The sequence below is a fragment of the Mesorhizobium sp. P171375 genome, from assembly GCF_057786075.1.
In genome coordinates this window covers 2,131,461-2,144,931 of sequence record NZ_JBYNWF010000001.1, presented here as the reverse complement: position 1 = coordinate 2,144,931, position 13,471 = coordinate 2,131,461, and the positions used below count along the sequence as shown (strand labels likewise).

Sequence of the window (13,471 nt, the reverse complement as noted above, 5' to 3'; positions counted from 1 at the left end):
GTGTTTGTCGTCAGCGTCAAGATCTCGAAGCTTGACGAATAGCTCTGAGGCGCCAGGATAGCCCTGAAGCCGCATAAGCCCCCGAACTTCGCGGTTCCAGAGCGCCTGGATCGCGGAGCTGTCTCCTACGGGTTTATTCCAGAGCTTGACGTAGTATAGGTCTCCAGCATCTTCGGCCTGCCACAGATCAGGAACTCCTCTCTTGGCGTCCCCACCTACGATCCGACGGATCAGTCGATACCGCCCCACCCTCTGTTCAGCCATCCGATCCCCACCCAGAAATGTTACTCGCAAGACGTTGCGCATCGGTTTGAAACAATGCGCACAGGATTTGTTTCATCTATTTCTTCGCAATACTAGCTTGAGTTGTTCGGTCCTTCTGCGCCGCGTTCAGTCGGCCCGAACCGGCCCAACCCTCCACTTTGGTACCGACACCGACGATAGCAATTAAACGGCCGCGGTTCCGCTAGTGCGGGGCGAGTCCGACCTGCACCGGCCGGCCAAACGTCAAGACCATTCCTGGTCAAGCTCTCGAGTGGGGACGAGGCCACCATCGGCTTCCCGGGTCGGTATGCTCGTAGCGTATATCCTGCTAGACCTGATCATCAGCATCGTACGTGCGTTCCGAGACCCCGCACTCAAGGCACACGTCGCCACCATGGTTCTCGCTGTAGGTCCAGCCACCCGCCCACCCGCAGTTGGGACAGAATTCATAGCAGTCGAGCTCGCCCCATAGCCATGGACTAGCATATTCCGGAACCGCGTCCCTATCATAGGAAATGATCTCAAAGGCATCTTGTCCGACAGAGATGTAAGCCCTCGATGAAAAGAGCTTCAGGGCAGAAATAACGTCGTCTGCCGACAGGAAAAACCATTCTCCCGAATCTGCCTTGTGGTCGAATATGAGGTGCAACCGCCGTTCGACCACGCGGTCTTCGGAAATCGATCCGGTCCGAATTTCTCCCATCAACGCAACTCTACGCCGATTGCCAGTCTGCAGGTTGGCTATGCGGCGATCGACCGCCTGCGAGCGTCCGACCTTCACATAAAGACGGCCGGCAAGGCTGTTGTCCAATTCAGTGATAAAATAGACGGTCATTGTAGCATTCAGGATATTCAGCTACGCGCTTCAACCCCGCTGCACTCCCAAAACAAAAATTGCTAGCGAGGAACGGCAGCAGCGCGGTCACCTACTCTCTCCAGCCAAGTGCACGGAGCCACGCATCGACCTGACCAAATGCATCCTGCTGCCATTGTTCGGCGGTGCGTTCCCCGAGAATTTGGGTGTCCTGCACGAACTGGCGGACGCTAGTGGGGCCAAAACTATCAACCGCCTCGAACTTGCCGGCAATAAACCCGAAGCCCTCTTTGCCTTCCTTGTGAGCGAGAACCGGCTCGCAATCCGCGGCAAGTGCATCGGGGCCACCTGGATAGTTTCGAACGCAGTAATAGATGTCGTATGCATCCTTCCTCTTCAGGCGGTTCTCGATTGCGTAGCCCTTCATTGCGAGGAGGGCGGGGATCGATGCGACGGCGATGTTGACGTGGTTCGCGCCTCCATCCGGCATCTCGCCCGAAATCGCAACGAGGTTGTAAAAGCGTAAGGCCAATTCGGCACCCGATGCCCGCTGCACGGCAAAATGCTCGATCAGCGGCGGTTTGTTCTTTGTGAAGACGGCGTCGAAAGGACGCAAGAAGTCGACAACCACATCGATCGGACCTCCACCATCATCGACAGGCACTGTCCGAACAAGCTGGAACAGACGGTGATCGTCACGCTGCTCATACCCATTCCCCATAAGTGCCTCGACAAGTCGGGCGTATTCGCCATCTCCAAGTGCCTCGGTATCGAGGCCCAGATCGACGTCGAGAGTTCCGACATGCGGCATTTCTTCGTTTTCTAGGAGGAGCCAAGGCACCGCGCCGCCAATCACGGCGAACTTGCCTTTGAAACTGCCGAGTATCTGACCAATTTCCAGTAGAACCGATTTCACGGCCGCGGTGGTGCGGTCGTCGTAGTCGGCGGCCGATTGCGGATCGGGCGGTACTACTGGAGCCATTGCAATTTCTCCTGCCGCAAATGGTCAGCGGCCTCCTGTCCCCTCTCCCCGGATATCACCAAATCAAGGTAAGTTTGAACAGGACTTGTGCAAACGACGCCGGGCGCCGGCTCGATTGTATCAAGCAGTGGCCCTTCATCCTTCAGGATCGTGATCACAACGTTTTCACCCTTCGCCGCCGACGACAGCTTGAGGGCATGCCGCAGACGGTCGAGACCTCCGCTATCTGCGTAGAAGAACTGGCTGCCTACCCGAGCATATGGCGCAATCCATTGCGCTGCCGAGAACGATGCGAGGATCGCTCGGTCAATTCGATTCGACGCACCAAGCACATCGCGAACGACCTGGTCGAACGCTTTGCCGTGCAAGGTAGTGTAGAAGGTTTGGCGATCACCCGCTGGCGGCTCATAAGAGTTCCGCCAAGCGTCCAGAACCGCTGCCGGCCGAAAAAGCGACATGCCATCGTCGCCGATTTTCGCCCACTCCCGATCCACAAGCGCAGCGCGGACATTGCTGACGTGGCCGAGACTGACACCGGCTGCTTCCGCAAGCTCGGTGACGCGCCAGGGATGGTGTGGATCGCGCAACATCACTCTCAGAACCTGCGCGGACTTCGGTTTGAAGATCGACTTCAACTCGCGGCGTTCGATTGCGGGTCGGGTCGGAACCTTACGCTCAATAAATATGCCGTCGAAAGCGAGCCGGCAATTTCCCTCGAAATCGAGGAAGCCCACATTTTCTTCCTGGCAAAGAGCCTGTGCCTCTGGAGAAAGAAAGGGCGCAATGAACACAGGAATTGCGCCTTTTCCTATGTGGTTTACCGCCCTTCGCACCTGGAGTAGGCCCGAGTGAACGTGGCGCGGCTGTCCGCTCGACTTGACCTCACAGACGAGAATATGTGTGCGCCCGAAGGCGCTGATATACGCAAGAATATCGATTTCGCGATCGAAAGCGTCGGCTTCAACCTCTACATTCTCGATGGAAACGGGCGGAATATCGTTTAAGACGGCCCGCAGAGCGTCCGCAGCTTGATGCTCAATGCTTTTCAATGAGTCGCCCGATTTCAGCATCCGCTGAAAATGGCTGACCTACTGAAATATGTCAATCGCAATTTCACAAAATGTGGCGGTTTCAGCGGATGTTGAAATTCGACCAAGAGTGAAAATCTTGAGTTAGCTTCGCCCGTGCCCCAATCAATCCATCTTATGTCGATGGCCGCGACCTGAGTATCGAAAGGCGTCAACTAAAGGCGCCTTCACCAAAATCATCGATAGCGCGCCAGACGCCTGCGAACCTCGGGTGTCAAACGGCTTCCGGCGTCCAATTTTCACTCAATCCGACCGTGCGTGGCTTTCCCTGATACACCCCTCTCTCCCTTCAAGTTTCGGCGAACAGCTATGTCCTGCGTTGATTTCGGATGGTGAGCGAACTTGCGACCTCAAAGCGATCGGGTTTGAACCCATTGGCAGCAACGGGGCTGGGCCAGCACTGGAGCCGCTTTTAATCATTAAGAATGGAAAGAGCGTTTTATCCCAATTAGGCAACGTATAAATGCATTCCTCAGACGATATTTAATCAGAAGTTGCTTTTATGTCACTTTCATGGACTAACAGTTGGACAACTGCACATTTCTACTTGGACAAACTGTACATAACGGCGGCCAAACACGCTTCGCGCACGTTAATGCTTGGATTGTGCACAGGCTCAATCGCTGATCCGAGCACGAACTCAATCGTGTGATTACACCGCGGAAAACGCTCGAAGCGCAGATCAGCGACCGCCGCCCCCGCTCACTTTTCTCCTGGGCGCTGACGGAAGCGTGGCTTTTATGAGCGTTCGATTATAATCCGAGTGACTATAAGGGGAAGTCAATCCCCCGCGTCGCATTTTCGCCGAGTTCTGCCGTGTCATTGAAAGGCAGCACCGCGAATGACAAAGCTTTGCCCGGTCTTTTGCGGTGAATAGCAGCTCTATCTCTGCCAATAATACGTGGGGTCGAGCCACGTAGCCGGCGCCCGCTATCTTCGAGGATTCCCGCCCCCGTGCAGGGTTACTTGAGGCCCCGGTCACTCCACAATGGCAGAGCCTCTCGGACCGCCGAGCGCGGCTTACTTGCGCTGCCCCAGGGTCAGGTGCCGCGAACGTCGCTTCTGAAACATGCCGGGTGTAGACCGAAGGTCTAAGCCTTTCATAGAGCAGCCGAGTTGACAGGCGAAATGGCCTGTTACACGCTGGTTAAATCGATTAGGATGTTTCGCAGGGAAAACTCTGCCCAACCCAGGCAACCATGGACGATCGCCCAAAAGCAACACGCAACGGTAGGGCCGCCGCCAAGGCCAAAGAAGTCGAAGCGGAGCTGATTGCCGTTGTCGTGTCCGTCAATGACGGTGAACCAGCGGTTCTCACCATCGGGCAGGGGGATTGCCTGCCCTCGGGGCCGTTCGCGCTGGAGCATCGATCGCTGCAGTCAGGTCTTAGGGCGTGGGTCGAGCAGCAGACTGGTCATCCCCTCGGCTATATTGAGCAGCTCTATACGTTCGCTGATCGCGACCGCGCCGACGGGCGCCAGCAGCGCGTCATTTCCATCAGCTATCTCGCTTTGACCCGGAAGGAACATGCCACCGGCGCATCGGCCTGCGCCTGGCGGAGCTGGTACGATTATTTTCCGTGGGAGGACCACCGCCTCGGAACACCGAAACTGATTGCGGATGTTCTGAAGCCGCGTCTGCTTGCCTGGGCGGCTGCAGTTGAGGAGGCTGCGATTGCCCGTGAACGACGGCGGCGGGCTGCCATTGCTTTCGCGTTCGAGGACCGACCCTGGAATGAAGAGTTGGCGCTCCAGCGCTATGAGCTGCTTTACGAGGCGGGTCTGGTGGCAGAGGCCACCCGCGACGAACGGTCGATCGCATCCGACTCAACAGCCGGGACAACGATGGTTGCCGACCATCGCCGCATCCTGGCCACGGGCCTTGCGCGCCTGCGCTCGAAGATCAAATACCGGCCAGTCGTCTTCGAGCTGATGCCGCCGGTGTTTACGCTGCTGCAGCTGCAACGGACCGTGGAAGCCCTGGCAGGCCGGCTGATCAACAAGCCCAACTTTCGCCGGCTCATAGAGCAGCAAGAACTGGTCGAGGAGACTGGCGAGACGTCCCTGGATACGGGCGGCCGCCCGGCCAAGCTCTATCAGTTCCGCCATGCCGTGCTGGACGAAACTGCCGTGGCGGGGACAAAATTGCCTCTGGCCCGGGGTTGACACTCTTATAGTCAACCTAGATATATACCCCTTATAGTCGAATGGATTATAAACGGGAGGCGCCGGTGAGCGGGACGATACCTTCGGCCGCGTCCCTGTATCAGCGCGTCCAGCGCATCATCCCCCCAGTGGAATGGGCGGCTTTCAGCGATGACGTCGAGGCTATTCTCGAGCTCAAGCACGAGCGCAACGCCGTCATCCTGGCCCACAACTATCAAACACCCGAGATTTTCCACTGCGTCGCCGACATCGTCGGCGACAGCCTGGTGCTGGCCCGCAAGGCAATGACCGTCGATGCGGACATCATCGTGCTCGCCGGCGTGCATTTCATGGCTGAGACGGCGAAGCTCCTCAATCCGGACAAGACGGTGCTCATTCCAGATCTCGGCGCAGGCTGCTCGCTGGCTGACTCGATCGCTGCGAACGATGTGCGGCTGATGCGGCAACGCTATCCTGGCGTGCCGGTCGTGACCTACGTCAACACGTCCGCTGCCGTGAAGGCCGAGTCGGACATCTGCTGCACCTCCGGCAACGCTTTGGCTGTGGTGGAGTCGCTTGGCGTTGAGCGGGTGATCATGCTGCTCGATGAATACCTGGCCAGGAACATCGCGGCACAGACTTCGGTCGAGATCATCGCCTGGAACGGTCATTGCGAAGTGCATGAGCGCTTCACGCCAGCCGACATTCGCGAGCTGCGGGATGCCTACCCTGGCGTTACCGTGCTTGCCCATCCTGAATGCCCGCCGGAAGTTGTCGCGGTTGCCGATTTCGCCGGCTCGACTGCGGCGATGTCGGATTTCGTCGGACGGCACAAGCCTGCGCGCGTCGTGTTGATGACCGAATGCTCAATGAGCGACAACGTGGCCATCGAGCATCCCGACGTCGAGTTCGTGCGCCCCTGCAATCTCTGTCCGCATATGAAGCGTATCACGCTCGCCAACATTCGCACGGCGCTGCAAGAAACCCGCCACATCGTGACCATCGATGCTCGAGTGGTTGATGGTGCTCGGCGTGCGGTCGAGCGGATGCTTGCCGTATGACGCCAGACGTCGGCGACATCAGGGGAGCGCCCGTGATCATCGGCGCTGGCGTTGCCGGGCTGATGACCGCGCTTCATCTGGCGCCGCATCCCGTTTACCTTCTGTCCCCGACGCGGCTCGGGACCGAAACCTCCAGCACACTCGCGCAAGGCGGGCTGGCGGCAAGCCTCGGCGCTGACGACAGTCCAGACCTCCATCTTGCAGACACGCTTGCTGCAGGTGATGGCCTCTGCGACGAGAGTGTGGTCAGACGCGTTGCGAATGCGGCGGACCGAGCCATCGAGAATTTGATGGACTTGGGCGTCGCCTTCGACTGCTCGTGGGACGGGACACTGCGGCTCGGGCTCGAGGCAGCGCATTCCCGTCGCCGGATCGTCCATGCCGGGGGTGACTCTACGGGCCGCGAGCTTGTACGCGCGCTCATCATCGCTGTGAGGCGAACGCCTTCGATCACAATTCTGGAAGGCATGGAAGCCCGCCGGCTCATTGTGGAAAATGGTGCGGTCAGGGGCGTTGTGGCGGCAAAAGGTGGACAGGCGATTATATTTCCGACGCGCCGCGTGGTTCTTGCGAGCGGCGGTATCGGCGCCCTGTTCAGAGACACGACCAATCCGGCCGGCTCATTCGGGCACGGCCTGGCGCTCGCCGCATGCGCCGGTGCGGAACTCGCCGATCTGGAATTCATCCAGTTCCACCCGACGGCGCTCGACGTTTCGCATCGGCCTATGCCGTTGGTGAGCGAAGCGGTCCGCGGCGAAGGCGCAGTCCTGATCGACGAGTGCGGGTACCGCTTTCTATGCGATACGCCTGGCGGCGAGCTGGCATCGCGCGACGTCGTGGCACGGGCCGTATGGCAGCAGCTTGGCACCGGACATCGTGTTTACCTTGATGCCCGGCAGTCCCTCGGCCAGAAGTTCGCCAAGCGCTTCCCAGCTGTGACCCGGCATTGCCGGGACGCCGGAATCCATCCGGCAGTCGAGCCCATCCCGGTTCGCCCAGCGGCACATTATCACATGGGCGGCGTGGCCGTGGATGCCGCGGGCCGCAGCACGGTGTCGGGCTTGTGGGCTTGCGGTGAGGTTGCCTGCACCGGTCTGCACGGGGCGAACCGGCTTGCCAGCAACTCGCTGACCGAGGCCGTGACGACCTCGTTGTGGGTCGCGCAAAGCGTAGCTGCCGCTCCTGCAGGCTGGCAGTGGCCAAGGCTTGTCGCAACGGCACCCCCGCGGCCCGACCCCTCCTCCGTTCGCCACGCGGTCTCTAGTGGGCTCGGTGTTATACGGGACGGGCAAGCACTATCCGACACCGTGGAAACGCTGCTGCCGATCGCGGTTCGCAACACTGGCGCTTCCGATCCCGCCTTGATCGCGCTGATGATCGCCATTGCAGCGCTTCGACGCGAGGAAAGCCGCGGCTCGCATTGCAGGTCGGACTTCCCCACACGCAGGGCGCAGGCCCGGTCTTCGCGCTTGACCCTCGCCTCAGCAATGACGGTTGCGGCCGAACTTAGTCTGCGGCCCGCGGAACGGAGTGCCTGATGACGTCACCTCCACCCCTTCCCGGGATCGTGATCGAGCCGATCGTGCGTAGCGCTCTACTTGAGGATCTGGGCAAAGCCGGTGACCTTACCAGCGATGCGATTATACCCTTTGACTGCAAGGCCACCTTTGCGTTCAGAGCACGGCAGTCTGGCGTTGTTGCCGGTCTTGATCTGGTAGCCTACGCTTTCATGCTTGTTGATCCGTCGATCGACACAAATTTTGGACGTCTGGACGGCAGCAGGATCGCGGCGGGTGAGACCATTGCAAGGGTGAGTGGACCGGCGCGTGGAATGCTTGCGGCCGAGCGTACAGCGCTCAATTTTCTCTGCCATCTCAGCGGCATTGCGACGGCAACGGCCGAGATCGTCGAGGCGGTGCGCGGTCAGAAAGCACGGATCGTCTGCACGCGAAAGACGACGCCCGGCCTACGCGCGCTGGAAAAATACGCCGTGCGCGCCGGCGGCGGCGCCAACCACCGCTTCGGGCTGGATGATGCCGTGCTCATTAAGGACAATCACATCGCCATTGCCGGCGACATCCGCACGGCCATTGAGCGGGCGCGCGCCGCGGTCGGCCATATGGTCAAGGTCGAGGTCGAGGTCGACACGCTCGACCAGCTCGAGATCGCGCTAGGCGCCGGGGTCGACGCCATCCTGCTGGACAATATGTCCGTCAAGCAACTGACCCGAGCGGTGGCAATGGTCGACGGCCGCGCGACCACCGAGGCCTCGGGTCGCATAACGCCGGCAACGGCACCAGCCGTAGCGGCAACCGGGGTCGACCTCATTTCTATTGGGTGGCTTACGCACAGCGCGCCAATCCTCGACATCGGCATGGACGTGCCTATCGAAGCATGCATCCAGAAGCATCTGAACTGAATAGAGCGCGCTCCATATAGGAGCAATCTGCGGAAGTGGGGACGTACGATGATCGACAAGGGATTGAGATCCGACCGGGCCAAGGCGCTTGCCTTCATCAGCGCAATGCTCAGCGAGCTGAATCAGATCGCGGGGTCTCACAGGCTGCAGTTCCTAGGATACCTTCTGGAGATGGCGTATATCGAGTCGTACGACATGGTCCGCAAAGAGCGCTCCCACCATCAAAGCAAGGCCATAGATCAGGGATAGCCCTGCTGAACTGAGCGCTGCGGCAGCTTCAAATCTGACCTCGGCACTTCTATTTCCGCAAAAAAGACGCGCAGTGCTCCAGCGCGTTCACGGGCGGTTGGACTGCAAAAACCAGTTGGAATATCTGACAGCGCGGCAGGATCACGATTTCCCCTCCAGTGCGCGAGCAACGACATGGATTCGATCTCCTTGTTTCGAGAAATGGTCGGACTGTTTCGCACAACCGACATCAGTTTCGGTTGAGTGGATTCGAGTGGGTCTAGTGGCCCCTCACTGAGGCCCTATGCGAAACCATAGGCCAGCGGATAATCCAAAAAGTCGTGTGACACGCCAATTGCATCGAGGAGGAATGCGTTGCCCCTGTACGAGCCAATGCTTCGCCACCTGAAATCGCGCGAGCTGTTCGGAGCCATTGACTGGGTGCCGGCTCTTGGCATGCCAGCAAGTGAGAGGACCTTCGAGGTATCGAACCCTTCCACCGGCGAGGTGCTGGCGGAATTGCCCGACATGGGTGTTGAGGAGACGCGCGCGGCGATCGACAAAGCCTACGTGGCGCAACCTGAATGGGCTGCACTGACAGCTCGCGAACGCAGCGACGTTCTCTGGCGCTGGCATCAACTGATCGTCGACCACGCCGACGATCTCGCTGCGATTCTCACTGCGGAGATGGGCAAGCCGCTAGCCGAAGCGAAGTCTGAGGTGGCGCATGCTGCCGCGTATCTGCAATGGTACGCCGAAGAGGCCAACCGCATCTACGGCGAGACGATCTCGGCGCCCTCCGCAGACCGTCGCATGCTGGTTATCAAACAGCCGATCGGCGTTGTTGGTACGATTACGCCCTGGAACTTTCCGGCTTCAATGGTTGCGCGCAAGATTTCGCCGGCTCTCGCCGCCGGCTGCACTATTGTGCTCAAACCTGCTGAACAGACGCCCCTGGTGGCAGGTGCAATGTTTGCTCTGGCCCATCTTGCCGGCTTTCCCGAAGGCGTCGTCAACCTCATCTACGCCTCCGAAGGCGATACGGTCGGCCGCGAACTCTGCTCGAACGCCAAGGTCCGCAAGATGAGTTTCACGGGTTCGACCGAGGTCGGCCGATTGCTCATGCGCCAGTGCTCGGACCAGATAAAGAAAGTCGGTCTAGAGTTGGGTGGCAATGCGCCTTTCATCGTCTTTGATGATGCCGACGTCGATGCTGCCGTCGACGGAGCGATCCAGGCCAAGTTCCGCAATGCCGGCCAGACCTGCGTTTCCGCCAACCGGCTTTACGTCCAGTCGGGCGTTCATGACGAATTCGTCGCCAAATTCGTGGAGCGTGTCCGTGAGCTTCAGGTCGGCGACGGCTTCGATCCAGGTGTCGCCATCGGTCCGCTGATCGACGGGCATGCACTGGCCAAGATCGAACTTCACATTGCCGATGCCTTGGCCAAAGGTGGCGCGATCCGATGTGGCGGCGGCCGGATCGGCAGCAATGGCAACTTTTTCCGGCCGACGATTCTCAGCAACGTCTCAAGGGAAATGATCCTGGCGCAAGAAGAGACCTTTGGACCCTTGGCGCCGATCATTCGCTTTGAGGATGCTGATCAGGCCGTGCGTGAGGCCAACGACACGATCTACGGCCTCGCCGCCTACTTCTATGCTTCGAACCTGAAGCGTGTCTGGCGTGTGGCCGAGGCGCTGGAATATGGCATGGTGGGGATCAACACAGGACGCATGTCTTCAGAAGCCGCGCCCTTCGGTGGGATAAAACAGTCCGGCATCGGGCGGGAAGGTTCCCGCCATGGCCTCGAAGACTATCTCGAAATGAAGTACCTCTGCATGGGCGGCATCTGAGGCGGCGGGCGGCGATTGCCGCGATGAAGGCCAGCGGACGGCCGGACGCCACGAAATGGACCCGCAGTTTTCAGATTCGCGGAACAATCCGCACCCAGTCTGCCTCATAAAGGGCCCCGGTTTTCCGCCTATTTTTTGGTGGTCGAACGTCGTCAATTGCCTTCGTCACTGTGGCGGAACGCGGCGCGATAGCCGGTTAGCAACAAGCTTTGGGCGTCATTTCTCTCTGGCGGAATCGACCCTTCCGACAAAAGCCTGACCTTTGCCAGTCTTCTACGGGCCAGCGTTCGCGCCAAAAGCTCAAAGCCGCGTCCGTAACATTCAACAATGAAAGCCAGCGTTATCAGGTCGAGCAGAAAGTCGTCTATCGCATGCGTGAGCGCATCAGACCTTTGTTCGAATCGAAGTAGCAAGGCGCGCGCCTCTTCGATCGCGGCCCGGCAATCGTCTGCGCCTATCAGTGAATCGATCCTGTCGAAGATCTGCAAGCGTCCTCACTCTCCCTAAGCCAGCGCATCGAACGCCGCTGATGAATGAGTCTTCAACAAAGAACAGGGTCGCGTTTCGCGAAAAGGCATCGCTCCGCAAAGTGCGCGTTGATGAAGCCTGGTGCGTTAAGCGACAAGTGAATCCGACCTTGACAAGACATCTTCGAAGGCGAGTGAGCCGGCCCACGCCCGCGTGCCGCGACCCTCAATGCCGAGGAAACTGTGCTGCACTCGTCGGAGGCAACCAGTTCCTCTCTATTCTTCCCGCCGCCACGGTTCAGCCTAGATTACATGCGAAACGACAATAACGGAAAGCAAAGGTTCGCAAAATGAGTAGGGTGGCTGGATCAAACGAAGATTTGGCTGCACCAAGGACCTTTGGGCCACTTCTGCAGCCGACCTTTCGTTCGATCTGGCTCGCGACGCAGGTTTCAAGCCTCGGCTGGTTGATGCAGACTGTCGCCATCAGCTGGCTGATGGCAACGATCTCGACTTCCGATCTGATGGTTGCGCTGGTGCAGGCTTCATCGAACCTGCCCGCTTTCGTCCTGTCCGTTTTTGCCGGAGCTCTCGCCGACAATTTCAGCCGGCGCCGGGTCATGTTCGCCGGTCGGTGCCTTATGGTGATTGCGTCCGCGATGCTGACTGCGTCCGTGGCGCTGGGCTTTGTCAGTCCGTGGATGATCCTCGGCTTCAGCTTCTTGATCGCAAGCGGCGGTGCTCTCAATGATCCGGCCTGGCAAGCGTCGGTTGGCGATATTGTGGATCGACGCGATGTTCCCGCTGCCGTCACCCTGCTTTCTGTTGGATTCAACACCGTCCGGACTGTGGGTCCGGCGCTCGGCGGCATTGTAGTTGCCTCGTTTGGCCTTATGGCGGCATTCGCGGTGACCACGCTCACCTATTTCGTACCCTTGGCCACTATTTGGCGCTGCAAGTGGAAGGTTCGTTCTTCCCCTCTTCCACGCGAGTCGATGAGGACGGCAATTTATGACGGGCTGCGCTTCACGGCGATGTCATCGGAGATCAAGGCAGCGATCGCGCGCGGAACCCTCTTGGCCTGGCGAGCATCGCCATACTCGCGCTGCTGCCGGTGGTTGTCCGCGATCAGCTGGGAGGAGGCCCGCTTGCCTATGGCGCGCTCATGGCTGGCTTCGGGACCGGAGCCGTCTTCGCCGGCCTCTCCAACAGCCTGTTCAGACGGAGCTTGTCGCAAGAAAGGCTGATGAGGCTCTCCTGCGTCGCCTGTGCGGCGTGTTCTCTCTCCCTGGCACTGACATCTTCGATTACCGTGGCGGCAATTGCACTCGCCTTGGGCGGCGCGGGCTGGGTGACCGCCTGGTCCGGGGTTGGTGTGAGCGTGCAGCTGGCGAGCCCGCGCTGGGTCGTGGGGCGCACCATCTCGATCTACTATGCTTTGATAGACGGCGGCATCGCGCTCGGCAGCTGGGTGTGGGGCACGGTGGCCGAAAACCATTCGTTGACCTGGGCGCTGGAGGGCTCCGCTGGAGCCCTGTTGATCGTCGCTGCAGCCGGCGTTCTCTTTCCTCTTCGAGAGCGCCGCGACTCCGAGCCCGATCCCTTGGAGGAATTCGATGCCCCAGCTGTCTCTCTCAACTTGAAGCCGAGGAGCGGCCCGATCGTGGGTCAAGATCGAATATCTGATAGCCGAGAGAAATCTCGAGGCCTTCCTCGACCTCATGCGGCAGCGGCGCCATGTACACAGCCGCGTCGGTGCTCGGAACTGGACGCTCCAGCGGAACCTGCAGAAGCCTATGCATTGGACAGAAACGTCCGCACGCCGACCTGGACGGACTACCTTCGCCTCAATCATCGTCTGACGGAAGTGGACAAGGAACTGGACGAGCGTGTCTTTCAGCTGCACGCGGCCGAGACCCCACCTCAAATGACCCTTTCCATCGAGCGGCCGACAAGCTCGGCCCGCAAGCCCGAGCACTCAGCTTTTCGCCATCCCCGTCATTGAAGCCTGCCGGCATCTCTGTCATCAATAGATTGGCTACGAGCGCGACCGGTCGCCCCCGACCCTCGAGACCATCGACATCGAAGCGGCCGCGAGTTGCCTATAAAACCTTACTGCACTCTTATTTTTGTGACGCATGCGGGTGGTGAGC

At 59.5% G+C, this 13,471-nt stretch carries 11 protein-coding genes and 1 pseudogene; 7 read left to right on the top strand and 5 right to left on the bottom strand.

The genetic code is table 11. The features are described from left to right. Window positions 1-592: 592 nt before the first annotated feature. The 3 genes from ACYHH6_RS10270 to ACYHH6_RS10260 form a co-directional block, all read right to left on the bottom strand. Window positions 593-1,099, bottom strand: coding sequence for a GIY-YIG nuclease family protein (locus ACYHH6_RS10270; protein WP_031204411.1), 507 nt, complete (start codon window positions 1,097-1,099; stop codon window positions 593-595). Between the two features lie 91 nt (window positions 1,100-1,190). Further along, on the bottom strand, window positions 1,191-2,060 hold the full coding sequence (locus ACYHH6_RS10265) for a nucleotidyl transferase AbiEii/AbiGii toxin family protein (protein WP_023685599.1): 870 nt from the start codon (window positions 2,058-2,060) through the stop codon (window positions 1,191-1,193). Further along, window positions 2,048-3,109, bottom strand: coding sequence for a type IV toxin-antitoxin system AbiEi family antitoxin (locus ACYHH6_RS10260; RefSeq protein ID WP_245263163.1), 1,062 nt, complete (start codon window positions 3,107-3,109; stop codon window positions 2,048-2,050). Before ACYHH6_RS10260 ends, ACYHH6_RS10265 begins: the two co-directional genes overlap by 13 nt. A 1,238-nt stretch (window positions 3,110-4,347) precedes the next feature. Between ACYHH6_RS10260 and ACYHH6_RS10255 the strand changes: the two genes are divergently transcribed. The 5 genes from ACYHH6_RS10255 to ACYHH6_RS10235 all read left to right on the top strand — a co-directional run bounded on the left by ACYHH6_RS10255 (window position 4,348) and on the right by ACYHH6_RS10235 (window position 9,021). Beyond that, entirely contained in the window at window positions 4,348-5,313 is a 966-nt protein-coding gene (locus ACYHH6_RS10255; protein ID WP_352487231.1) for an NUDIX hydrolase, read from the top strand. Between the two features lie 65 nt (window positions 5,314-5,378). After that, window positions 5,379-6,353 (top strand): quinolinate synthase NadA, encoded by a 975-nt coding sequence (nadA, locus tag ACYHH6_RS10250; RefSeq protein WP_352592909.1) that lies wholly within the window; start codon window positions 5,379-5,381, stop codon window positions 6,351-6,353. Further along, window positions 6,350-7,891, top strand: a complete 1,542-nt coding sequence (locus tag ACYHH6_RS10245; RefSeq protein ID WP_352592906.1) for an L-aspartate oxidase — start codon at window positions 6,350-6,352, stop codon at window positions 7,889-7,891. Before nadA ends, ACYHH6_RS10245 begins: the two co-directional genes overlap by 4 nt. Then, a complete protein-coding gene (nadC, locus tag ACYHH6_RS10240) occupies window positions 7,891-8,772 on the top strand; it encodes a carboxylating nicotinate-nucleotide diphosphorylase (protein WP_352592903.1) in 882 nt (293 codons plus the stop codon). The genes ACYHH6_RS10245 and nadC overlap by 1 nt, the downstream gene beginning before the upstream one ends. 48 nt (window positions 8,773-8,820) lie before the next feature. Further along, window positions 8,821-9,021, top strand: coding sequence for a hypothetical protein (locus ACYHH6_RS10235; RefSeq protein ID WP_023693535.1), 201 nt, complete (start codon window positions 8,821-8,823; stop codon window positions 9,019-9,021). Here the strand turns inward: ACYHH6_RS10235 and ACYHH6_RS10230 are convergent. Continuing rightward, complete coding sequence (locus ACYHH6_RS10230; RefSeq protein ID WP_352592900.1) at window positions 9,012-9,197, bottom strand: hypothetical protein; 186 nt, start codon at window positions 9,195-9,197, stop codon at window positions 9,012-9,014. The two genes, ACYHH6_RS10235 and ACYHH6_RS10230, sit on opposite strands and share 10 nt — an antisense overlap. A gap of 196 nt (window positions 9,198-9,393) precedes the next feature. On the opposite strand from ACYHH6_RS10230, the gene ACYHH6_RS10225 reads away from it, so the two are divergent. After that, complete coding sequence (locus tag ACYHH6_RS10225) at window positions 9,394-10,851, top strand: NAD-dependent succinate-semialdehyde dehydrogenase (protein ID WP_435053479.1); 1,458 nt, start codon at window positions 9,394-9,396, stop codon at window positions 10,849-10,851. A 152-nt stretch (window positions 10,852-11,003) separates the two neighbouring features. On the opposite strand, the gene ACYHH6_RS10220 is transcribed toward ACYHH6_RS10225, so the two are convergent. After that, on the bottom strand, window positions 11,004-11,339 hold the full coding sequence (locus tag ACYHH6_RS10220; protein ID WP_031204413.1) for a hypothetical protein: 336 nt from the start codon (window positions 11,337-11,339) through the stop codon (window positions 11,004-11,006). Window positions 11,340-11,668: 329 nt separating this feature from the next. Here ACYHH6_RS10220 and ACYHH6_RS10215 point away from each other — a divergent pair. Next, window positions 11,669-13,323 (top strand): annotated as a pseudogene (locus ACYHH6_RS10215) (MFS transporter). Window positions 13,324-13,471: the final 148 nt, after the last annotated feature.

Excerpts from the sequence above, each read along its gene's own strand:
- ACYHH6_RS10270 (WP_031204411.1), bottom strand. The coding sequence starts at position 1,099 with ATGACCGTCTATTTTATCACTGAATTGGACAACAGCCTTGCCGGCCGT.
- ACYHH6_RS10265 (WP_023685599.1), bottom strand. The coding sequence starts at position 2,060 with ATGGCTCCAGTAGTACCGCCCGATCCGCAATCGGCCGCCGACTACGAC.
- ACYHH6_RS10255 (WP_352487231.1), top strand. The coding sequence starts at position 4,348 with ATGGACGATCGCCCAAAAGCAACACGCAACGGTAGGGCCGCCGCCAAG.
- ACYHH6_RS10245 (WP_352592906.1), top strand. The coding sequence starts at position 6,350 with ATGACGCCAGACGTCGGCGACATCAGGGGAGCGCCCGTGATCATCGGC.
- nadC (WP_352592903.1), top strand. The coding sequence starts at position 7,891 with ATGACGTCACCTCCACCCCTTCCCGGGATCGTGATCGAGCCGATCGTG.
- ACYHH6_RS10235 (WP_023693535.1), top strand. The coding sequence starts at position 8,821 with ATGATCGACAAGGGATTGAGATCCGACCGGGCCAAGGCGCTTGCCTTC.
- ACYHH6_RS10230 (WP_352592900.1), bottom strand. The coding sequence starts at position 9,197 with ATGTCGTTGCTCGCGCACTGGAGGGGAAATCGTGATCCTGCCGCGCTG.
- ACYHH6_RS10225 (WP_435053479.1), top strand. The coding sequence starts at position 9,394 with ATGCTTCGCCACCTGAAATCGCGCGAGCTGTTCGGAGCCATTGACTGG.